The sequence below is a fragment of the Streptomyces sichuanensis genome, assembly GCF_020328095.1.
Classification (GTDB): domain Bacteria; phylum Actinomycetota; class Actinomycetes; order Streptomycetales; family Streptomycetaceae; genus Streptomyces; species Streptomyces cinnamoneus.
In genome coordinates this window covers 136,440-156,671 of record NZ_JAIXMK010000016.1, presented here as the reverse complement: position 1 = coordinate 156,671, position 20,232 = coordinate 136,440, and the positions used below count along the sequence as shown (strand labels likewise).

The 20,232-nt window shown below is 71.6% G+C and carries 18 protein-coding genes and 1 tRNA gene; 14 read left to right on the top strand and 5 right to left on the bottom strand.

The window, feature by feature from the left end:
- The coding region (gene dxs, locus LE181_RS08605; protein ID WP_225660603.1) for a 1-deoxy-D-xylulose-5-phosphate synthase at window positions 1–1,671 on the top strand (1,671 nt) is incomplete at its 5' end.
- Window positions 1,668–3,065, top strand: coding sequence for an aspartate aminotransferase family protein (locus tag LE181_RS08600; RefSeq protein WP_225660602.1), 1,398 nt, complete (start codon window positions 1,668–1,670; stop codon window positions 3,063–3,065). The genes dxs and LE181_RS08600, both read left to right, overlap by 4 nt.
- A 31-nt stretch (window positions 3,066–3,096) precedes the next feature.
- Here LE181_RS08600 and LE181_RS08595 read toward each other — a convergent pair whose 3' ends face one another.
- Window positions 3,097–3,903: a tyrosine-protein phosphatase gene (locus tag LE181_RS08595; RefSeq protein WP_225660601.1), complete on the bottom strand. Its 807-nt coding sequence runs from the start codon at window positions 3,901–3,903 to the stop codon at window positions 3,097–3,099.
- Window positions 3,904–4,045: 142 nt separating this feature from the next.
- Between LE181_RS08595 and LE181_RS08590 the strand changes: the two genes are divergently transcribed.
- Window positions 4,046–4,837: an SGNH/GDSL hydrolase family protein gene (locus LE181_RS08590; protein ID WP_225660600.1), complete on the top strand. Its 792-nt coding sequence runs from the start codon at window positions 4,046–4,048 to the stop codon at window positions 4,835–4,837.
- Window positions 4,838–4,865: 28 nt separating this feature from the next.
- Here the strand turns inward: LE181_RS08590 and LE181_RS08585 are convergent, their stop codons facing one another.
- Window positions 4,866–5,378, bottom strand: coding sequence for an ATP-binding protein (locus LE181_RS08585; RefSeq protein ID WP_225660599.1), 513 nt, complete (start codon window positions 5,376–5,378; stop codon window positions 4,866–4,868).
- A gap of 109 nt (window positions 5,379–5,487) precedes the next feature.
- Between LE181_RS08585 and LE181_RS08580 the strand changes: the two genes are divergently transcribed.
- The 3 genes from LE181_RS08580 (at window position 5,488) to LE181_RS08570 (ending at window position 7,549) form a co-directional block, all read left to right on the top strand.
- Window positions 5,488–6,354: a Sco1979 family transcriptional regulator gene (locus tag LE181_RS08580; RefSeq protein ID WP_225660598.1), complete on the top strand. Its 867-nt coding sequence runs from the start codon at window positions 5,488–5,490 to the stop codon at window positions 6,352–6,354.
- Between the two features lie 3 nt (window positions 6,355–6,357).
- Entirely contained in the window at window positions 6,358–6,621 is a 264-nt protein-coding gene (locus LE181_RS08575; protein ID WP_225660597.1) for a DUF397 domain-containing protein, read from the top strand.
- A 154-nt stretch (window positions 6,622–6,775) separates the two neighbouring features.
- Entirely contained in the window at window positions 6,776–7,549 is a 774-nt protein-coding gene (locus LE181_RS08570) for an SAM-dependent methyltransferase (RefSeq protein ID WP_372458288.1), read from the top strand.
- A 13-nt stretch (window positions 7,550–7,562) separates the two neighbouring features.
- Here the strand turns inward: LE181_RS08570 and LE181_RS08565 are convergent, their stop codons facing one another.
- Window positions 7,563–8,123 (bottom strand): carboxymuconolactone decarboxylase family protein, encoded by a 561-nt coding sequence (locus LE181_RS08565; RefSeq protein ID WP_225660595.1) that lies wholly within the window; start codon window positions 8,121–8,123, stop codon window positions 7,563–7,565.
- 139 nt (window positions 8,124–8,262) lie between these two features.
- Here LE181_RS08565 and LE181_RS08560 point away from each other — a divergent pair, with 139 nt between their 5' ends.
- The 3 genes from LE181_RS08560 to LE181_RS08550 all read left to right on the top strand — a co-directional run bounded on the left by LE181_RS08560 (window position 8,263) and on the right by LE181_RS08550 (window position 11,252).
- Complete coding sequence (locus LE181_RS08560) at window positions 8,263–8,919, top strand: alpha-ketoglutarate-dependent dioxygenase AlkB family protein (RefSeq protein ID WP_225660594.1); 657 nt, start codon at window positions 8,263–8,265, stop codon at window positions 8,917–8,919.
- A 92-nt stretch (window positions 8,920–9,011) separates the two neighbouring features.
- Complete coding sequence (locus LE181_RS08555; RefSeq protein WP_225660593.1) at window positions 9,012–10,220, top strand: MBL fold metallo-hydrolase; 1,209 nt, start codon at window positions 9,012–9,014, stop codon at window positions 10,218–10,220.
- Window positions 10,221–10,364: 144 nt separating this feature from the next.
- Window positions 10,365–11,252: a chitosanase gene (locus LE181_RS08550; protein ID WP_372458286.1), complete on the top strand. Its 888-nt coding sequence runs from the start codon at window positions 10,365–10,367 to the stop codon at window positions 11,250–11,252.
- A gap of 78 nt (window positions 11,253–11,330) precedes the next feature.
- Here the strand turns inward: LE181_RS08550 and LE181_RS08545 are convergent, their stop codons facing one another.
- Window positions 11,331–14,609, bottom strand: coding sequence for an amidohydrolase family protein (locus LE181_RS08545; RefSeq protein WP_225660592.1), 3,279 nt, complete (start codon window positions 14,607–14,609; stop codon window positions 11,331–11,333).
- 193 nt (window positions 14,610–14,802) lie between these two features.
- On the opposite strand from LE181_RS08545, the gene LE181_RS08540 reads away from it, so the two are divergent.
- The 4 genes from LE181_RS08540 to LE181_RS08525 all read left to right on the top strand — a co-directional run bounded on the left by LE181_RS08540 (window position 14,803) and on the right by LE181_RS08525 (window position 17,805).
- Entirely contained in the window at window positions 14,803–15,216 is a 414-nt protein-coding gene (locus LE181_RS08540; protein ID WP_225660591.1) for an MmcQ/YjbR family DNA-binding protein, read from the top strand.
- Between the two features lie 83 nt (window positions 15,217–15,299).
- Window positions 15,300–15,373: transfer RNA gene (locus LE181_RS08535), tRNA-Pro, on the top strand.
- Window positions 15,374–15,751: 378 nt separating this feature from the next.
- Window positions 15,752–17,428: a cytochrome bc1 complex cytochrome b subunit gene (gene qcrB, locus LE181_RS08530; protein WP_225660590.1), complete on the top strand. Its 1,677-nt coding sequence runs from the start codon at window positions 15,752–15,754 to the stop codon at window positions 17,426–17,428.
- 29 nt (window positions 17,429–17,457) lie between these two features.
- Window positions 17,458–17,805, top strand: coding sequence for a hypothetical protein (locus LE181_RS08525; protein ID WP_225660589.1), 348 nt, complete (start codon window positions 17,458–17,460; stop codon window positions 17,803–17,805).
- Between the two features lie 59 nt (window positions 17,806–17,864).
- On the opposite strand, the gene LE181_RS08520 is transcribed toward LE181_RS08525, so the two are convergent.
- Window positions 17,865–18,818, bottom strand: a complete 954-nt coding sequence (locus tag LE181_RS08520) for an endonuclease/exonuclease/phosphatase family protein (protein WP_225660588.1) — start codon at window positions 18,816–18,818, stop codon at window positions 17,865–17,867.
- A 150-nt stretch (window positions 18,819–18,968) separates the two neighbouring features.
- Here LE181_RS08520 and LE181_RS08515 point away from each other — a divergent pair, with 150 nt between their 5' ends.
- A complete protein-coding gene (locus LE181_RS08515) occupies window positions 18,969–20,228 on the top strand; it encodes a Gfo/Idh/MocA family protein (RefSeq protein ID WP_225660587.1) in 1,260 nt (419 codons plus the stop codon).
- Window positions 20,229–20,232: the final 4 nt, after the last annotated feature.

Here is a 20,232-nt window from a genome sequence, read left to right as displayed (position 1 = left end):
CGCGGCAAGGGCGGCCTGTCCGGCTACCCCTCGCGCGAGGAGTCCGAGCACGACGTCATCGAGAACAGCCACGCCTCGACCGTGCTGGGCTGGGCCGACGGCCTGGCCAAGGCCAACCAGGTGCTCGGCCGCTGGAACCGCCACGTCGTCGCCGTCATCGGCGACGGCGCCCTGACCGGCGGCATGGCCTGGGAGGCGCTCAACAACATCGCCGCCGCCAAGGACCGCCCCCTGATCATCGTCGTCAACGACAACGAGCGCAGCTACGCGCCCACCATCGGCGGCCTCGCCGACCACCTGGCCACCCTGCGCACCACCGACGGCTACGAACGCGCCCTGACCTGGGGCAAGGACGCCGTCCAGCGCCTGCCGCTCGTCGGCAAACCGCTGTACGAGTCGCTGCACGGCGCGAAGAAGGGCTTCAAGGACGCCTTCGCCCCGCAGGGCATGTTCGAGGACCTGGGCCTGAAGTACCTGGGGCCGATAGACGGGCACGACGTCGGCGCCGTCGAGTCGGCGCTGCGCCGCGCCAAGCGCTTCCACGGCCCCGTCCTCGTGCACTGCCGCACCGAGAAGGGCCGCGGCTACCAGCCCGCCCTGGAGGACGAGGCGGACCGCTTCCACACCGTCGGCGTGATGAACCCCCTCACCTGCAAGCCCCTCTCGCCGGCCGGCGGGACGTCCTGGACGTCGGTGTTCGGCGACGAGATGGTCCGCATCGGAGCCGAGCGGCCGGACGTCGTGGCCATCACCGCCGCGATGCTCGACCCCGTGGGGCTGACGAGGTTCGCCGAGCTCTACCCCGACCGGGTCTGGGACGTCGGCATCGCCGAGCAGCACGGCGCCGTCTCGGCCGCCGGCCTGGCCACCGGTGGCCTGCACCCGGTCTTCGCGGTCTACGCCACCTTCCTCAACCGCGCCTTCGACCAGGTCCTCATGGACGTCGCCCTGCACAAGTGCGGCGTGACCTTCGTCCTGGACCGGGCCGGCGTCACCGGCACCGACGGCGCCTCCCACAACGGCATGTGGGACATGTCGATCCTGCAGGTCGTCCCCGGCCTGCGCATCGCCGCCCCGCGCGACGCCGGCCAGCTGCGCGCCCAGCTCCGCGAGGCCGTCGAGGTCAAGGACGCGCCCACCGTCGTGCGCTTCCCCAAGGAGACCGTGGGGGAGGACGTTCCCGCCGTCGGCCGCATCGGCGGCATGGACGTCCTGGCCCGCCCCGGGGACCCGGACGGCGGGGCGGACGTCCTGCTCGTCGCCGTCGGAGCCATGGCACCGGTCGCCCTGGACGCCGCCGAGCTCCTCGACGCCCGCGGTACCACCTGCACGGTGGTCGACCCGCGCTGGGTCAAGCCCGTCGACGAGGCGCTGCCCTCCCTCGCCCGCAAGCACCGCCTGGTCGCCGTCGTCGAGGACAACAGCCGCACCGGCGGCGTCGGCTGGGCCGTGGCCCAGGCGCTGCGCGACGCCGGCGTCGACCTGCCCCTGCGGACCTTCGGCATCCCCGAGCAGTTCCTCGCCCACGCCAAACGGGCCGAGGTGCTGGCCGACCTGGGGCTGACGCCGGCCGAGATCGCCGGGCGGATCAGCGCGGCCCTGGCCCGCAAGGACGCCGCAGGGTGTGGCCAGGACGCCGCCCTGGCGGGGAAGGAGAGCGAGCGCGCATGACCGCCGACGCCACGAAGGGGTTCGACCTGGCCCGGCTGCTGGCCGAGCGCGGCGGCGAACGCTACGACCTGCACGCCCGGCACCTCAACCACCAGCTGCCGCGCATGCTGCGCACCATCGGCTTCGACAAGGTCTACGAGCGGGCCGAGGGCGCCTACTTCTGGGACTCCGAGGGCCGGGACTACCTCGACATGCTGGCCGGCTTCGGGGTCATGGGCCTGGGCCGCCACCACCCGGTCGTCCGCAAGGCGCTGCACGACGTCCTCGACGCCTCGCTCGCCGACCTCACCCGCTTCGACTGCCCCCCGCTGCCCGGGCTGCTCGCCGAGAGGCTGCTGGCCCACACCCCGCACCTGGACCGGGTGTTCTTCGGCAACAGCGGCACCGAAGCCGTGGAGACCGCCCTGAAGTTCGCCCGCTACGCCACCGGCAGACCGCGCGTGCTCTACTGCACGCACGCCTTCCACGGGCTCACCGTCGGCTCGCTCTCCGTCAACGGCGAGGACGGCTTCCGCGACGGCTTCGCGCCCCTGCTGCCCGACACCGCGGTCCCCCTGGGGGACCTGGAGCGGCTGGAACGCGAGCTGGAGCGCGGTGACGTGGCGGCCCTGGTGATCGAACCGATCCAGGGCAAGGGCGTCCACGAGGCGCCCCCCGGCTACCTGCGCGCCGCGCAGGAGCTGCTGCACCGGCACAAGGCGCTGCTCATCGCCGACGAGGTGCAGACCGGCATCGGGCGGACCGGCGCGTTCTTCGCCCACCAGCACGAGAGCGGGGTCGAACCGGACCTCGTGTGCGTGGCCAAGGCCCTCTCCGGCGGCTACGTCCCGGTCGGGGCGACGCTGGGCAAGGACTGGATCTTCAAGAAGGTCTACTCGTCCATGGACCGCGTCCTGGTCCACTCGGCCAGCTTCGGCTCCAACGCCCAGGCCATGGCGGCCGGTCTGGCCGTCCTCTCCGTCATCGCGGACGAGCAGCTCGTGGCCAACGCCCACCGGACCGGCGAGCTGCTGCGCTCCCGCCTCGCGGCGCTCGTGGACAGGTACGAGCTGCTGCACGAGGTGCGCGGCCGCGGACTGATGATCGGCATCGAGTTCGGCAGGCCCAAGTCGCTGGGCCTGCGCAGCCGCTGGACGATGCTGCAGGCGGCGCGCAAGGGCCTGTTCGCGCAGATGGTCGTGGTGCCCCTGCTGCAGAAGCACCGCATCCTCACCCAGGTCTCGGGCGATCACCTGGAGGTGATCAAGCTGATCCCCCCGCTGATCATCGGCGAGCCCGAAGTGGACCGCTTCGTCACGGCCTTCAGCGCCGTCATGGACGACGCCCACGCCGGCGGCGGCCTGATGTGGGACTTCGGCCGCACGCTGGTGAAGCAGGCGGTGGGCGGGCGCTGAGGGCCGGGAGGGAGGGGGCTCTCACCGGCCCTCAGCCGGTGAGCAGCGTCCTCTGCAGCCGCTCCTGCTCCCCGGGGCCGAAGCCCAGCCCCTCGGTCAGGTACCGCCGGGTGCTCCCCCAGGTCTCCGTGATCGCGTCGAAGGCCGACGCCAGGTACTCGGCCCGCGCCTCGAACAGTGGCGACAGCAGTTCGCTCACCTCCGGCGAGCCGTCCGCGTCCGTACCGTCGCCGCGCCGCACCCGGTAGCGGCGGTGGGGGGCGTTGGATTCGAGGTAGTCGGCCTCGATGGCCCCGCGCGGCACCCCGAGGGCCATCAGGGTGATCGCGACCGACAGCCCCGCCCGGTCCTTCCCGGCGGCGCAGTGCATCAGCGCCGGCACGCTGTCCTCGGCGAGGGCGCGCAGCACCCGGCTGTGTTCGGCGGTCCGGGTGATGATCATCGTGCGGTAGGACTCGGCCATGCGGCCGGCCGCCCGGCCCTGCCCCAGCACGGACCGCAGGGTCTCCAGGCCGCCGTCGCGGACCATCCGCCAGAACTCGCTGCCGTCCGCCGGGTCCGAGAGCGGGATGTTCACGTTCCGCACCCCGGTGAGGGTGACGTCCGGCCCCTCCAGGGCGATGTCGGCGGCGTTGCGGAAGTCGAAGACGGTGTGCAGGCCGAGCGTGTCGAGGAACGCGGCGTCCGCCTCGGTCGCGTGCGCGAGGTGGCCGCTGCGGAAGAGGACGCCGGGCCGTACGCGCCGCCCGTCGGCGGCCGGGAGGCCGCCCAGATCACGGAAGTTGCGTACCCCCGCCAGCTCGGGTTCGGCCTGCGGGACGTGCGGCGTCTGGGTCACGGGCGCTCCTCGGGTCTCGGCCGGATGCCGGTGCCGATCGTATTCCGGCTGACGCGAGTTTGCCGGGGTGGGATACATCACGGCACGTCAACCCCTGGTTACGGTGGCGTAGGTCACTCCTGACGGTGAAAGATGTACTGACGTGGCAGACGATTCGAATACATTCAGCAAGAGCGCGATCGGGTCGTACGCAGCCGTCGGGGACAGCTTCACCGAGGGCGTCGGCGATCCAGGACCCGACGGCACCTTCATCGGGTGGGCCGACCGACTGGCCGTACTCCTCTCCGACCAGCAGGCGGAGCACTCCTTCACGTACGCCAACCTCGCCGTCCGGGGGCGCCTCCTGGACCAGATCGTCGAGGAGCAGGTGCCCCGGGCCATCGAGCTCGGGCCGGATCTCGTCACCTTCTGCGCGGGTGGCAACGACATCCTGCGTCCGGGCAGCGACCCGGACGACGTGGCGGAGCGCTACGAGGCGGCCGTGGTCCGGCTCAAGGACTCCGTCGGCACGGTGCTGCTGTGCACCGGATTCGACACCCGAGGCGTACCGGTCCTGCGCCACCTGCGGGGCAAGATCGCGACTTACACCGCCCACGTGCGTTCCATCGCCGACCGCCATGACTGCCCGGTGCTCGACCTGTGGTCGCTGCGCTCGGTGCAGGACCGGCGGGCCTGGGACGACGACCGGCTCCACCTCTCGGCGGACGGGCACACCCGCGTGGCGCTGCGCGCCGCCCAGGTCCTCGGCCTGGAGGTCCCCGCCGACCCCGACCAGGAGTGGCCGGACGAGGACCAGCGCTCGCCCGCCGAGGTGCGCCGGGACAACATCCACTGGGCGCGCGAGCACCTGGTGCCGTGGATCGGCCGCCGGCTGCGCGGCGAGTCCTCGGGCGACAACGTCGAGCCCAAGCGGCCGGATCTGCTGCCGCTGTAACCGCGGCGAGCCGTTCCGAAGATTCGTTTCAGCGGACCCGTTCGGCAGGTCCGCTTCCGTGGGGGAGCCGCCTGTGCGGCAGCTCGGCCCAGACGACACGGCCCCGGCCGGTGTCGTCGGGCCGGACCCCCCACGCCTGGGACAGGGCCCCGACCAGCAGCAGTCCGCGCCCGCTCTCCTCGTCCGCCCCGCTGCACCGTGCCCTCGGCTCCGTCGAGGCGTGCCCCTGGTCGGCGACCTCTATGCGCAGCGCCGCCGCGCTGATCCGCAGCTGACAGCTGACCTTGTCGCTGTCCGTGTGCCGCACGGCGTTGGTGAACAGCTCCGACACCACCAACTGGGCGTCGTCGCAGGCCACTTCGTCGATGCCCCACTCCCGCAGCCGCGCGAGGACCCGTTTGCGGGCCTCTGACACCGAGGTGTTGAGGGCCGGGAAGTGAAAGGCGTCCTGCAGGCGGCCGGCGAGGAAGCCACCGCGGAACCCGAGCGAGGGTGCGTCATGGGAGGGGAGCACTCCGCAACTATGTGCGATAGAGCTCATCTGTGGCAAGGTTCAATCTGCAAATTACAGAACCGCACGGACAGTCTGTTCGGTGGACGGACTGCGTGGCACACTGCTGGCATATGACGGCAGTTGGAGGGGGTGGACAGTGGCGGACTCGCGGCCGACGGGCGCCCCTACGGTCCTGAGGGTCGTGCTCGGCAAGCGCCTGCAGGACCTCAGGGAGAGGGCCGGGCTCTCCTACGAGGAGGCCGGCCAGGCGCTGGACGTCACGCACGCCACCGTCCGCCGTATGGAGAAGGCCGAGGTCGGCCTGAAGATCCCGTACGTGGAGAAGCTCCTCCACGTCTACGGCGTGCTCGACCCCGAGGAGGTCGAGGGCTTCCTCACCCTCACCCGCGAGGCCAACCGCCCGGGCTGGTGGCACCGCTTCCGCGACGTCCTGCCGGAGTGGTTCAGCGCGTTCGTGAGCCTGGAGGGAGAGGCCAACCTCATCCGCGCCTACGAACCGCACTACGTCCCCGGCCTGTTGCAGACCGAGGACTACACCCGCGCCGTCCTGCGCGCCGGGATGCCGCACGCCCGCGAGGCCGACGTCGAGCGCGCCGTCGCCGTCCGCCGGCAGCGCCAGGGCCTGCTCACCCGGGACAGGGCGCCGCTGCTGTGGGTGGTGATGGACGAGACCGTGCTGCGCCGGCCCATCGGCGGGCCGGACGTGATGCGCGCCCAGGTCGACCGGCTCATCGAGGCCACCGACCTGCCCAACGTACGACTGCAGTTCATGCCGTTCGCCGCCGGGCCCCACCCGGCGATGTACGGCCCCTTCCACATCTTCCGGTTCCCCCTCCAGGAGCTGCCGGACATCGCGTACGCCGAAAACCTCGTCGGAGCCTCGTACTTCGACCAGCGCGACGACGTCTCGGCCTTCCTGGAGGCCCTGGACCGGATGTGCGCGCAGGCCGCGCCGGCACACACCACCAAGGCCATCCTGGGTGGCATTCGTAAGGAGATCTGAACCATGGATCGGGACCACATCTACAACGGCATGCCCGCCACCGACCTCGGCACCGAGGGGTGGAGCAAGCCGTGGAGCGGTGGCAACGGCGGCAGCTGCGTCGAGGTGCTGCGGCTGGTGGACGGCCGGGTGGCCCTGAGACAGTCCACCGACCCCGGGGGTCCGGCACTGATCTACACGCGTCACGAGATGGAGACCTTCATCCGGGGCGCCAAGGCCGGCGAGGCCGACTTCCTGCTGGCGGGGCCGAGCGTGAGCGCCGACTAGGCGCCGGGAGGCGCGAGGACCGACCGACCGGCGACAGCCGCATGCGTACCGAAGGGAACAGGGCGTGATCGAGCAAGGCGTGGACGGGCAGGGCACGGGCGGGCAGGGCTTCACCGCCGAGGAGATCGACACCAGCAGGCCGCACCCGGCCCGCATGTACGACTACTACCTCGACGGCTGGGACAACTACGAGGTCGACCGCGCCGCCGCCGAGCGCGTCATCGCCGTCCACCCGCAGGTCCGGCTCTCCGCCCGCGCCAACCGCGCCTTCCTGCGGCGGGCCGTGCGGGAGGCCGTGCGCGGCGGCGTCCGGCAGATCCTCGACATCGGCACCGGCATACCCACCTCCCCGAACACCCACGAGGTGGCACGGGAGGCCGCCCCGGACGTCCGGGTGGCGTACGTCGACAACGACCCGATCGTGGCCACCCACGCCGGGGCGAAGCTGACCCACGCGGGCGGCGCGGGCTTCGCCCTCGCGGACGTCCGGGAGCCGCGGACGATCCTGGGCCATCCGGTGGTGCGCGAGCTCATCGACTTCGACGAGCCGGTGGCCCTGCTGCTCGTCGCCGTCATGCACTTCGTCAAGGACGAGGAGGACCCGGCCGGCATCATCGCCACGCTCGGCGACGCCCTGCCCGCCGGCAGCCTGCTCGTCCTCTCGCACGCCACCGAGGAGCCGTACGAGGAGTACGCCGGCGGCCGCATCGACCACGTGGCCAAGGAAGGGGTGGTCGACGTCTACAAGAACGCCACCGCCGCCCTCAACCTCCGTGGGCGCGCGGCCATCGAGCCGCTCTTCGGCGCCTTCGAACTGCTCGACCCCGGTCTGGTCCGGGTGCCGCTGTGGCGCCCGGACGGACCCGTGCCCGGCGCCGAGGAGCTCAACAACACCGTCTTCTACGGCGGCGTGGGCCGCAAGGGCTGACCGCGGACCGGCCTCAGCCGGCCGGGCGGACGGGGACGTCACAGGTGTCCTTGAACCCCTGGCTGGTCAGCCCCAGCGCCGAGTTGAGGCGCGAGCGGAAGTTCTCCACCGCCACCATCGCGGTCAGCTCGACGAACGCCGCCTCGCCGAGGCGGCCGCGCAGCCGGTCCGCGAGCTCGTCGTCGACGGTGGGCGGGGTCGCGGTCATCGCCTCGGCGTACTCCATGACGTCCCGCTCCAGCGGGGTGTAGACGTCGCTCTCCCGCCAGCGCGGCACGTCCTGCAGCTTCTCGGGGGACGTGCCCTTCCGGCGGCCGGCCCAGTAGCCGAAGTCCATGCACCACGAGCAGCCGATGGCCGCCGCGGACGCCATTTCGGCCAGGTTCTTCAGCCCCGGTTCGAGCTTGTTCCAGCGGGCCAGCGACATCTCGAACCGGGCGTCGGTCATCAGCACCCTGCGGTGGTGCGCCAGCGCCAGCAGCGGGTCCATGACCTTGCCGTAGGCGCGCCTGCTGTACCAGGCGGTGAGACGGGTCAGCAGGGTGCGGGGCGGGTCGAGAGAGATGCGAGCCATGGCCGGTGCCTCCGTCGGAACGGTGCGGTTGCTGTCGACGGTACGACGGACCTGGCCCCGTCGAATGTGACATCGTCCCGGAAAGTTTCTGAAACCGCAGGTCAGAGCCTATGTCAGGGGTCCGTTCTAGGCTGGCCGCATGGACGGCGAGCTCTTCCCGAGGCCCCCGGCGCGCATCGCGCCGGGCGCCGTGCACGTACCCGGCTGGCTGGACCCGCCGGCCCAGTCCCGCCTGCTGGCCGCCTGCCGGGAGTGGGCCCGGCCGCCGGCCGGCCTGCGCACGGTACGGATGCCCAGCGGCGGCGAGATGTCGGTGCGCACGGTGTCCCTGGGCTGGCACTGGTTCCCCTACGGCTACGCCCGCACCGTGGTCGACGGCGACGGCGCGCCGGTCAAGCAGTTCCCGCCGTGGCTCGGCGAACTGGCCCGGGAGGCGGTGGCCCGGGCGTACGGGCGGGAGAAGCGGGACGAGGGGGCCGAGCCGTACGACATCGCGCTCGTCAACCACTACGAGGGCGGCGCGCGGATGGGCATGCACCGCGACGCCGACGAGAAGGCCGACGCGCCCGTCGTCTCGCTCAGCCTCGGCGACACCTGCGTCTTCCGGTTCGGCAACACCGGCGGCCGCGGCCGCCCCTGGACGGACGTCGAGCTGCGCAGCGGCGACCTCTTCGTCTTCGGCGGGCCCTCACGCGCGGCCTACCACGGCGTGCCCAGAACGCTGCCGGGCACCGCACCCCCGGCCCTGGGGCTGAAGGGACGGTTGAACATCACGCTGAGGGTGAGCGGCCTGTGACGCGTGTGGCCGGATAATAACGGTGACCTGCTGACCTCCCCCACGGCCCGAACCGGCGGTGGGGGGTCGCCCCCCACCGCCCAGGAGGCGCCGTGCCCGGCTTCCGCCCGAAGAGCTCACCACTGGACTCGCTGCGCCCGGCCGCGTTCGGCGCGGACCCGGCGGGGGAGCGGATGGCGCGCATCAGGCGGTCGCCGAACTTCGCCGACGGCGTGTTCGTCAACCCCGCGGGCGAGCGGCACGCACCGTCCGGTTCCCTGCTGCGGTACCTGCCGACGTACTTCCGCAAGGAGGAGCGCCTGCGCAGAGCACCCGCCCACGCCGTGCCCGTCCACCCCACCACCGTCGCCGACCTGGCCGTTCCCGCCGCCTCGGGGCTGCGCCTGACCTGGATGGGTCACTCCAGCGTGCTGGCCGAGATCGACGGCGCCCGGGTGCTGTTCGACCCGGTGTGGTCCGAGCGCTGCTCGCCCTTCGCCTTCGCGGGCCCCCGGCGGCTGCACCCGGTGCCGGTGCCACTGGCCGAAACCGGCCGGATCGACGCGGTGGTCATCTCCCATGACCACTACGACCACCTGGACATGCCGACGGTCCGGGCCCTGGCCCGGCGCGGGACGGCCTTCGTCGTGCCCCTCGGCGTCGGCGCCCACCTGGAGCACTGGGGCGTGCCGGCGGACCGCATCACCGAGCTCGACTGGCACGAGCAGACCCACGTCGCAGGGCTCACCCTGACCGCCACCCCCGCCCGGCACTTCTGCGGGCGCGCCCTGCGCAACACCCAGCACACCCTGTGGGCCTCCTGGGTGGCCGCCGGTCCCGTGCACCGCGTCTTCCACAGTGGTGACACCGGCTACTTCCCCGGCTTCGCCGGCATCGGCGCGCAGTACGGGCCGTTCGACGCGACCATGGTGCAAGTCGGCGCCTACAGCGAAGAGTTCTGGCCCGACATCCACATGACGCCCGAGGAGGGCGTACGTGCTCACGCCGACCTCCAGGGCGGCGCCTCGCCGGGTCTCATGATGCCCATCCACTGGGGCACGTTCGTCCTGGCCCCGCACCCCTGGGAGGAGCCCGCCGAGGGGACCGTCTCCGCGGCCCGGCGCACCGGCGCGCGGATCGCCGTGCCCCGTCCCGGGCAGCCGTTCGAGCCGGTCGCCGGGCTGCCGCTCGATCCGTGGTGGCGTCAGGTCGCGGCGCGTCCGGAGGACGGCCGGCCGGCGGTGGGGACGACGGCTTCGCCGGCCGGCCGGACCGCGGGTGCCGCCGAGGCGGCGGGCACCGGGACCACCGTCCGGGTGTAGCACCGGGGTTGGCGCCGGGGGGCACTTTTCCGCACATGTGTGCGTGTCCCCCTTGTCATGCGCGGGAACGGCGGCTTCAATGCCTGACGACGGTTAGGAAAGCTTCCTAACGCATTGCCGGAACGATCGGGAACGGAGTTCTGCATGCTCGCGCGCACCTCGCACCAGATGAAGACGCCCCTGCGGAGAGGGGCCACTCGGGCCGTCCTCCTCGGTGCGGCCCTGTCCCTGCCCGCCACCCTCGTCCTCGGGGGTATCGGCCAGGCGGCGCCGGCGGCGCATGCCCGGGCGGACGCCGCGTACGCCGTCGGCACCTCCGCGGCCGGCCTGGACGACCCCCGCGCCAAGGACATCGCCATGCGCGTGGTGTCGAGCGCGGAGAACTCCTCGCTCGACTGGCGCGGCCAGTTCAAGTACATCGAGGACATAGGCGACGGCCGCGGCTACACCGCCGGCATCATCGGCTTCTGTTCGGGCACCGGCGACATGCTCGACCTCGTCGAGCTCTACACCAAGAAGAAGCCGGGCAACCCGCTCGCCACGTACCTCCCCGCCCTGCGCAAGGTCAACGGCAGCGACTCGCACGACGGCCTCGGCAAGTCCTTCGAGGACGCCTGGCGCAAGGCCGCCCAGGACAAGGCGTTCCAGGACGCCCAGGAGTCGGAGCGCGACCGGGTGTACTTCGACCCCGCCGTCAAGCAGGCGAAGAACGACGGCCTGCGCGCGCTGGGCCAGTTCATCTACTACGACGCGATCGTCATGCACGGCAACGGCGGCGACAAGTACAGCTTCGGCGGCATCCGCAAGACCGCCCTGTCCAAGGCCAGGCCCCCGGCCCAGGGCGGCGACGAGAAGACGTACCTCAACGCCTTCCTCGACGCCCGCAAGAAGGCCATGCAGAGCGAGAAGGCCCACGAGGACACCAGCCGCGTCGACACCGCCCAGCGCGTGTTCCTCAACAGCGGCAACTTCGACTTCAAGCCGCCGCTGAAGTGGAAGGTCTACGGCGACTCGTTCGAGATCAAGGAATAGGACCGGTCCACCGGGACGACCGCCCGCGCACCCGCCCCGGGGGAGTGCGCGGGCGGTCGGCCGCCCGGAGCCCGGCCGTCAGTGGCCCGGGCCGTGCTCCATGTCGCAGCACGAGTCACGGCGCAGCTGCCGCCCGACGTCCAGCCAGTCCCCGTGCGGGCGGCCGTGCCGCAGCGCCGGGGCGCCGGCCCGCTCGTAGGCCCCGACCAGCTCGCTCTGCCGGTACTCGACGCCGCCGCGCAGTACGGCCGTCGTCCGGACGAGCGTGGAGAAGTCGGTGAACGGGTCCCCGTCGACGACCGTGGCGTCGGCGAGCTTTCCGGGCTCCAGCGTCCCCAGGTCCCGCTCCGCGCCGAAGGCCCGCGCGGGCAGCACGGTCGCTGTGCGCAACGCCTGCGCGGCCGACAGCCCATGCTGGTGCAGGGCCCGCAGACCCAGGTGCAGGGAGAGGCCGACGGGCACCAGCGGGGCGTCCGTGCCGAGCGCGACGACGCCGCCCCCCGACAGCACCCGCCGGTAGACCTCCATTTCGTGGCGCAGCGCGGTCAGCTGGTCGGCGGTGGGCGCCTTGGCGGCCGTCTGCCGCACGAGCGTCACGTCCCACGGCGGCATCAGCGCGGTCACCCGGGGGTCCTCGGCCAGCGCCGGGTCCGAGCCCAGCAGCGGCACCGACGTGAAGATCGTGGCGATCAGCCGGAAGTCGGTGGCGGTGTAGATCTCCGCCACGTCCTGGTAGGACCGGCCGGTCGCCGACGTCGCGTGCCCGAACTCCAGCCGCTGCGTCGCCTGCAGATGCGTCGTCAGGTCCTGCCCCAGCTGCACGCCGGGCGAGCACAGGTGGCTGCCGGCCCGGACCCCGAGCCGTTCGTGCGCGAAGCGGGCGGCCTCCTCCATCACCCAGCCGGGAGCGCGGACGTACGTCTTGACGAAGTCCCACTCCAGCGCCGCCGCCCGGGACAGCGAACGGCGCAGCCCCTCGCGGGTCCGGTGCGCCCGGCCCATGCTGTACGCGACCCGCGGGCCGTCCAGCAGCTCCCCGCTGGTCAGCAGCCGCGGCCCGGCCAGCTCGCCCGCCGCCACGGCCTCCCGGAGGCGGGCCTGCTCGTAGGCGAAGCCGCCGAAGGAGACCGCCGTGGTGATCCCGTACGCCAGCTGCAGCGCGGTCTGCCGGCCGCCGTAGGTGTACTGCCAGGGGTGGATGTGGGCGTCCCACAGGCCGGGGATCACCGTCTGCCGCGACGCGTCGACCGTGCGCCTGGCGTTGCGGCGCGCGCGGTGCGCCTCGACGGCGGCGATGCGGCCCTCCCGCACGACCAGGTCGACGTCCTCGCGCACCGCGGTGCCCGTGCCGTCCCAGAACCGGCCGGCGTGCACGACCGTGTCGACGGGGGCCGGGCGCCGGTGGTCGAGGGCGATGGGGACCGTGCGCGTGCTGTTGTCCGTGGTGTCCAGCAGTCGCAGCCGGCCTGCGGACAGGTACAGCAGCGAGCGCCCGTCGGCGGACCAGGAGGGATGGTCGGCGGCCTCGTCCGTCAGCCGGCGCGGAGCGCCGTCGGGCGTACCGTCGGCCCGTACGGGCACCAGCCACAGCGCCGACTCGCTGATCACGGCCATGGTGCGGCCGTCGGGCGACCAGACCGGGCCGGAGTCGTAGCGGTCGGAGACGGAGGCGTGCGGGGCGATCGCGTGCAGCCGGGCGGTGCCGTCGGCCGTGTCGACGACGCGGATGAGGTTGTAGCCCTCGCGGAAGCGCTGGTTCAGGCGGTTGCGGTCGCAGAGGGCGAGGTAGCGCCCGTCGGGCGACCAGCTGGGTCTGCCCGGCAGCCCGCCGCCCCCCAGCGGAGCCGCCAGCACCCGCTCGGTGCCGGCGGCGAGATCGCGCACGACGAGGTTCCCGGACAGATCCACACAGGCGAGCCGCGTGCCGTCGGGTGACAGCGCCGGGTGCACGCGCCCGCCGGTGGCCAGCACGCTCTCCTCGCCCGAGGCCAGGTCCCGGCGGCGGACGGCGAACAGCCCGTCGCGGTCGTCGGCGTAGAGCAGCGCCCGGCCGTCCCGCGTCCACGTCGGCGCCAGGACGTAACGGGTGGGGTCGGCCTTCACCACCTGCCGGGGCGCACGGCCGCCGGAGACGTCCGCGACCCACAGGGAGTTGAGCGCGGCGAAGGCCACCTGACGCCCGTCGGGCGACAGTGCGGGCAGGTGCAGCGCCCGCACGCGGCGCACCCCGCCCCCCGCGGCGAAGTCGTACCGCTTGACCTCGTAGCGCGGCCGCTCCACCGGCAGCTTCGCCGAGAAGGGGAGAGTGACCGACGCCACACCACCGGCCGCGGCGGGCGGGGTGGGCGCGGGGGCCGCGGAGGGGTGCGGGAGGGAGTCGGCGGCCGGGGTCCGCACGGCGGACGCGGCGGCCCCCGGCCGGACGAGACGGAACTCGCCGCTCACCGTCAGCAGCAGCTCGTCCCGCCCCACCCATCGCGGAGGCACCGGCTCCACATCTCCGTCCACGGGCACCGCCACCCCGTCGACGACCAGGGTGCAGGAGGCGGCGGGCGCGGGCGTCGTCCGCAGATAGGCCAGCCGTCCGTCCGGCGCGACGGCGGGCGTCATGACCTGGGCGGCGACCGTCTCGGTGTGCTCGGCCCGCACCGGCCCCCGCCCGTCGGCGGGCACGGAGGCGACCGTCCGGGCCTCCAGCGCCCCCGCCACGACCTGGCCCCGCACGAAGAGCAGCCGCCTGCCGTCCGGCGACCAGACGGGGTCGAAGTCCTCCCAGGGCCCGTCCTGCCCCGGCCCCTCCTGCCCGGCCAGCCCGGTGACCTGCGTGAGCGCGCCGGTGCGCACGTCCACCACCCACACACGGTACGGGCTGCCCGTCACGGGGTCGCCGCCGCGTTCGGAGGCGAACGCGATCCGCTGCCCGTCCGGCGACCACGACGGGCCCCGGTCGTCCCACGGCCCGTCCGTCAGCTGCCGCAGCTCCGATCCGTCGGTGCGCAGCGTCCACACGTGGAAGCCGCCGCCCCGGTAGGCACAGACGGCCAGCGATCTGCCGTCGGGGGAGTGGACGGGGCGGGTGGGCTCAAGATCGGCCGGGGTTATCGCGACGGCCTCCCCGCCCTTGCGGGGAACGGACCACAGAACGTTCTGCACCTCGGCGATCAACTGATCGCCGGAAGGCGAGAGGGAGGCCGCCCCGTTGGTGGCCGCGGAGAAGGAGAGAACGGTGCGGACGGTGCGCGCCGAGGCCGCCGCATCCAGTGGCAGAGCGGCGACCGTACCGGCCGCGGCCCCGGCCGCGGCGGCGGTCCCGGCGGCTGTGCGGAGGAATCCTCGACGCGAAATGCTGGTGTTCAACTGTCCTCCTGTGTCAAGGGAGTTAGACGATGCAACAGCTAAAATCCAAAAGGCGATGGTTGCACGCCGTACAGGTCGCAGGTCAACACCGCACCAAGCCTGAGAAAGCGGGCATTGTCAGTGCCGGGCGTTAGGGTCGTCGGCATCCGGCGCCACCCCGGACGCGCCGGGTGAGACGGGAACGGAGCGCACCATGGTCACAGCCGAGGACGTCCGCACCATCGCCCTCTCCCTGCCGGAGACATCGGAGAAGCTCGCGTGGGGCATGCCCACGTTCCGGGTCGGCGGCAAGATCTTCGCGTCCCTCGCGGACGACGACGCCTCCCTGGGCGTGAAGTGCCCCCGGCAGGACAGGGCCGGGCTGATCGCCTCGGAGCCCCGCAAATTCTTCATCCGAACGGGTCACGACGACCGCTATGCATGGCTGCGCGTCCGCCTGACGGCCGTCGAGAACACCGCAGAGCTCCGCGCCATCCTCGAAGACTCCTGGCGCCAGACGGCCCCCCGCACGCTGACGGAAGCACACCCGAAGCCGACGCGAGGTGACGACGCCCTCGCCGTACGTGACGACCCTCCCGGGGGTCCCCCCGCCCCCTGTCACCCGTGAAAGCCGTGCGCGACCACCTCACGAAGTGCGGTATTGTTCTCGTGCGCGGTCGGCAAGGGCGAAAGCCCGGGCCGGACAAGCACCGGGACGTGGCGCAGTTTGGTAGCGCACTTGACTGGGGGTCAAGGGGTCGTGGGTTCAAATCCCGCCGTCCCGACAGTGTGAAAACACCCTCTGATCTGGGAGAAAACCCAGGTCAGGGGGTGTTTGTCGTCCTCCGGGGCCGACCTGTGCCTGATGGGGCGTCAGCCTTAGGAATTCACCCTCGGCTGCAGCCGTGCGGGGCGCATGCGGGTGCGTGGTGGTTCGGGTGGCCCTCGCGCACCACGAGTCCTGCCGGATGGCCACCGCGCCCCGCACCGCATCCGCCCCCGGCGGTGTCCAAGTGCATCCCTCGTCGACACTCCCCGGCAAATGCCGTGCTCCTTGGCAGAACACAGGGAAGATGAAGGTCAAAATGCCAAAAATGGTGATCTTTGTAGGATAAAGGGGCAAGTAGGGATATGTTGCCCTTCCAGGCCGGGAGCGCTCACGCATGACCACTACGCAACACACCCCCTCGGCCGGCCAGGGCCCCTCCGCCCCGGCATCGCGGGGGGAAAGGCTCGCGGTCTGGGCCGACGGGCGAGTCGGGCTCTTCTCCCTCGCCAAGGCGAACCTGCGCAAGATCTTTCCCGACCACTGGTCCTACATGCTGGGAGAGGTCGCCCTCTACTCGTTCGTCATCATCATCCTGACCGGCGTCTATCTGACGCTGTTCTTCAAGCCGAGCATGAACGAGGTCGTGTACCACGGTGCGTACACGCCGCTCGACGGCATCCTCATGTCCGACGCGTACAAGTCGACCGTCGACATCAGCTTCGACGTCCGCGGCGGCCTGCTGCTCCGTCAGCTGCACCACTGGGCGGCACTCGTCTTCATCATGGCGATGCTCGTGCACATGATGCGCGTCTTCTTCACCGGCGCGTTCCGCAAACCCCGGGAACTCAACTGGCTCATCGGGGCCGGCCTGCTGATCCTCGGCATGTTCGACGGCTTCATGGGCTACTCGCTCCCCGACGACCTGCTGTCCGGCACCGGCATCCGGTTCCTGGAGGGCGCGATCCTGTCCGTGCCGATCGTCGGCACCTACCTGGTGTTCTTCATCTTCGGCGGCGAATTCCCCGGCACCATCTGGGTGCCGAGGATGTTCACCGTCCACGTGCTGCTGATTCCCGGCATCATGCTGGGGCTGCTGGTGGCCCACCTGATCCTGGTCTTCTACCACAAGCACACCCAGGGCTTCGGGCCGGGACGCACCAACAAGAACGTCGTCGGCATGCCGCTGATGCCGGTCTACATGGCCAAGGCCGGCGGCTTCTTCTTCCTGGTCACCGGGGTGCTGGCCGTGTTCTCGGCCATCGCACAGGTCAACCCGATCTGGTCCTACGGGCCGTACCGGCCGGACCAGGTGACCACCGACGCCCAGCCCGACTGGTACATGGGCTTCTCCGAGGGCCTGATCCGCATCATGCCGGGCTGGGAGATCAACCTGTGGGGCCACACCCTGGTGCTCGGGGTGTTCATCCCGCTGATGGTCTTCCCCCTGATCCTCCTCGCCCTGTGGTGCTACCCCTTCTTCGAGGCGTGGCTCACCAAGGACAACCGGGAACACCACATCACCGAACGCCCCCGCAACAATCCGACCCGCACCGCCTTCGGTGCCGCCTGGATCTCCGAATACGCGCTCCTGCTGGTGGGCGGCGGCAACGACCTCTTCGCCACGCGCTTCCAGCTGTCTCTCAACGCGATCTCCTGGGTGGTCCGCGTCGGCTTCTTCGTCCTGCCGGTGCTGGTCTTCGTCATCACCAAGAGGTGGTGCCTGGGGCTGCAGCGCCGCGACCGGGAGAAGGTCCTGCACGGGCGCGAGAGCGGAGTCATCGTGCGCAAGCCGCACGGCGAATACGTGGAGGTCCACGAGCCGCTGTCGCAGGCCGATCTCTACTACTACACGGCGCACGAGCAGCCGAAGCCGTACGAGCCCCCGCCGGAGCTGGACGAGCACGGCGTCCGCCGCAGGATCACGTGGTCGGAGCGGCTGAGGGTGCGTCTTTCCCGGGCCTACTTCGGCGAGACGGGCCAGATTTCCAAGGCGGGCCGGGAGGAGTACCAGGAGATCGCCGCGGCGCACGGGCACGCCGAGACCCACCGGGTCCCCGAAGGTCACCACTGACCGGGGGACGGGACGAGAAGGTGATCGCGGTGCGTTACCTGTCCCGTTTCGGCATCCGGCCGCGTGCCTTCACCGCAGGCTGCCGGAGCTACCCGTACGGGCTGCTGGTGCCGGTGGCGTGCGTGGGCACGACCACTGCCGCCGACGAGGTCCGCCGGTTCCTCGACACCTGCGGGATCCGGTCCACCGTCGCCCCCTGCACCCGCAGGTCGTACGGACCGGTGCGGGCGCTGCGGAAGTTCCAGGTGCTCGTCTTCGCCGACGACGCCGGGCCGGCCAGACGGCTCGTCAACGCGTGGACCCTGCCCGTCGGAGACCCGCAACCGGCGGCCCGTCCGTCCGGCAGGAAGCGACCACGCCAGGACCCGCCCGCCTGATTCCGGCGGGCCCGGTCGGCGGTGCCGGTGCGGGGAAACCCTTCGCCGGCGCCGCGGGATCAGTATCTGAGCCTGGCGATGACCGGTGCGTGGTCGGAAATCGGCTTGCCCCGCCGGTCGGCCGGCTGGGAGTCGATGTCGGGCAAGGGCTCCAGGGCCCCCACGAATGCTTCCTCGACGCGGGACAGCAGCGAGCGGCTGACCAGAATGTGGTCGATCAATTCATGCTGGCCCGCGAAGATGCGGGAGAAGGGCTGCTTCCCGATCAGAGGCGCCAGGTTCCACAGCCGATGCGCGTCACCGTTGTCCGGATCGTCGAAACCTGCGGTACCGATCTGGGAGCCGGGTGGACCACAGAGGATCTGTGTGGTGGCTGCGGTGGGTCCGTCGTTGAAGTCGCCCAGAACGGCGACGTCGTGCTGACGGCCGTCACCGGCAAGGAGCTCGTCGGCCAGAGCACGCAGGGTGACGGCCTCGGCCCCGCGACGGAAGAGTGCGTAGGCGTTGTAGCGCGCGCGTTCCCCCTCGTCATGGGGGACGTGCCGCTGGGGAGGCGGCGGGGGAAACGTCAGGAGCTTCGACTTGAGGTGGCACACCGCCAGCGCAAGGGTGTGGCCGGGGGCGGGTTCCACACGGACTGCGAGCACGCCGCGACCTGCGGCGTCCGCCGACGTTCCGTCGTCCTCGATTTGTACCGGCCGGAGATGCTCCGGGAAGTCCGTTGCGTCCTTCACCGTGGTCAACGGAAGGCGGCTGATGAAGCCGACGCGAATACCGCGGACGTCCGGGTGCGCGGACAGGGTCGTGTGCCAGTCCCCGTCCAATCGAGTGACGAGGTCCGCGAGAGCATCCGGATTGCCGACCTCCTGAATCCCGAGCACATCGGGTCCGAGCCGGTTGATCGTGCCGGCGAGCCCCTTGAGCTTGGTTTCGTATTCCTCCTCGGTTTCGGGGCCGGACGGCTCACCGGCCCGGAACAAGTTCTCCAGGTTCCACGTACCGATGATCGTCATACCGGCTCCCGGGGGTCACAGTCAGCGTGCGCTCACTGTCAGTCTCGGCAGCCGGTGAACGGACCGCCCATCCGAGTAGGCAGAGTGAGTGAGAAGCGCGTGCTGCGAAAGCGCCTTCCCCCGCGCGCGGGACTCCCTAGGGTGTGCGGCATGTCGCCTGTCTCTCTCCTCGTCATCGGCGCCGGCGATCGAGGCACCGGATACGCCGCGTGGGCCCTCGCACACCCTGACCGCGCGACCGTCGTCGGCGTGGCCGAGCCACGAGCCGTGCGCCGCGCCCGGCTCGTCGCCCACCACGGCATCGCGCCCGGGAACGCGGTGTCCGACTGGAAGGAGCTCGCCGCTCGCGGCAGGATCGCCGATGCCGTGCTGATCTGCACCCTCGACCGCGACCACGTCGAGCCCACCGAGACCTTCGCCGCCCTCGGCTACCACATCCTGCTGGAAAAACCGATGGCACTCGACGAAGAGTCCTGCCGACGGGTCGTGACCGCGGTCGAGAAGGCCGACGTCATGCTCGCCGTGGGCCACGTCCTGCGCTACACCCCCTACACGCAGGCACTCAAAGCCGTCGTCGACTCCGGGCGGCTCGGCGACATCATCAACCTCCAGCACCTGGAACCGGTCGGATTCTGGCACCAGGCCCACTCGTTCGTCCGCGGCAACTGGCGGCGCACTGACGAGGCGACGTCCATGCTGATGGCCAAGTCGTGCCACGACCTGGACTGGCTGCAGTACGTCGTGGGGCAGTCGCCGGAGCGCCTGTCCAGCTTCGGCCGCCTCTCGCACTTCACCCCGGACCACCGGCCCGCCGAGGCGGCCGACCGGTGCGTGGAGTGCCCGCTCGCGCAGAGCTGCCCGTACTCGGCCACGCACTTCTACGGCGGCATGCTCGACCGGGGCGAACACCGCTGGCCGCTCAGCGTCGTCGTCGACGACTTCACGCCGCACGCGCTCGACCGGGCCCTGCGCACGGGACCCTACGGCCGGTGCGTGTACGCCTGCGACAACGACGTGGTCGACCATCAGGTCGTCGCGATGGAGTTTCCCGGCGGAGCCACCGCCACCTTCACCATGACCGCGTTCAACGCGGCCGCCCCCCGCAAGACCCGGATCTTCGGCACCCGCGGCGAGTTGTACGGTGACGGCAGGACGATTCAGGTCCACGACTTCCTGACCCGCAGCGAAGTGGACGTGTCGCCCCCGCCGCAGGGGGAGATGACCGCGGGCGGTGGTCACGGCGGCGGAGACGCGGGGCTCATGGACGCCTTCGTCGAGGCCGTGGCAACCGGGAACCCCGCACGGATCATGTCGGGTCCGCGCGACTCCCTCGCCAGCCACCTGGCGGTTCTCGCCGCCGAACGAGCCCGCCTGAAAGGCACCGTCGAAACGCTCCCGGCCCTGCGCTGACCGG

Bases quoted from the DNA above. Each gene is read 5' to 3' on its own strand.
- LE181_RS08515 (WP_225660587.1), top strand. From the start codon at position 18,969: ATGTCGCCTGTCTCTCTCCTCGTCATCGGCGCCGGCGATCGAGGCACC.
- LE181_RS08600 (WP_225660602.1), top strand. From the start codon at position 1,668: ATGACCGCCGACGCCACGAAGGGGTTCGACCTGGCCCGGCTGCTGGCC.
- LE181_RS08560 (WP_225660594.1), top strand. From the start codon at position 8,263: ATGGACGGCGAGCTCTTCCCGAGGCCCCCGGCGCGCATCGCGCCGGGC.
- LE181_RS08550 (WP_372458286.1), top strand. From the start codon at position 10,365: ATGCTCGCGCGCACCTCGCACCAGATGAAGACGCCCCTGCGGAGAGGG.
- LE181_RS08520 (WP_225660588.1), bottom strand. From the start codon at position 18,818: ATGACGATCATCGGTACGTGGAACCTGGAGAACTTGTTCCGGGCCGGT.
- qcrB (WP_225660590.1), top strand. From the start codon at position 15,752: ATGACCACTACGCAACACACCCCCTCGGCCGGCCAGGGCCCCTCCGCC.
- LE181_RS08575 (WP_225660597.1), top strand. From the start codon at position 6,358: ATGGATCGGGACCACATCTACAACGGCATGCCCGCCACCGACCTCGGC.
- LE181_RS08565 (WP_225660595.1), bottom strand. From the start codon at position 8,123: ATGGCTCGCATCTCTCTCGACCCGCCCCGCACCCTGCTGACCCGTCTC.
- LE181_RS08540 (WP_225660591.1), top strand. From the start codon at position 14,803: ATGGTCACAGCCGAGGACGTCCGCACCATCGCCCTCTCCCTGCCGGAG.
- LE181_RS08570 (WP_372458288.1), top strand. From the start codon at position 6,776: ATGTACGACTACTACCTCGACGGCTGGGACAACTACGAGGTCGACCGC.
- LE181_RS08585 (WP_225660599.1), bottom strand. From the start codon at position 5,378: ATGAGCTCTATCGCACATAGTTGCGGAGTGCTCCCCTCCCATGACGCA.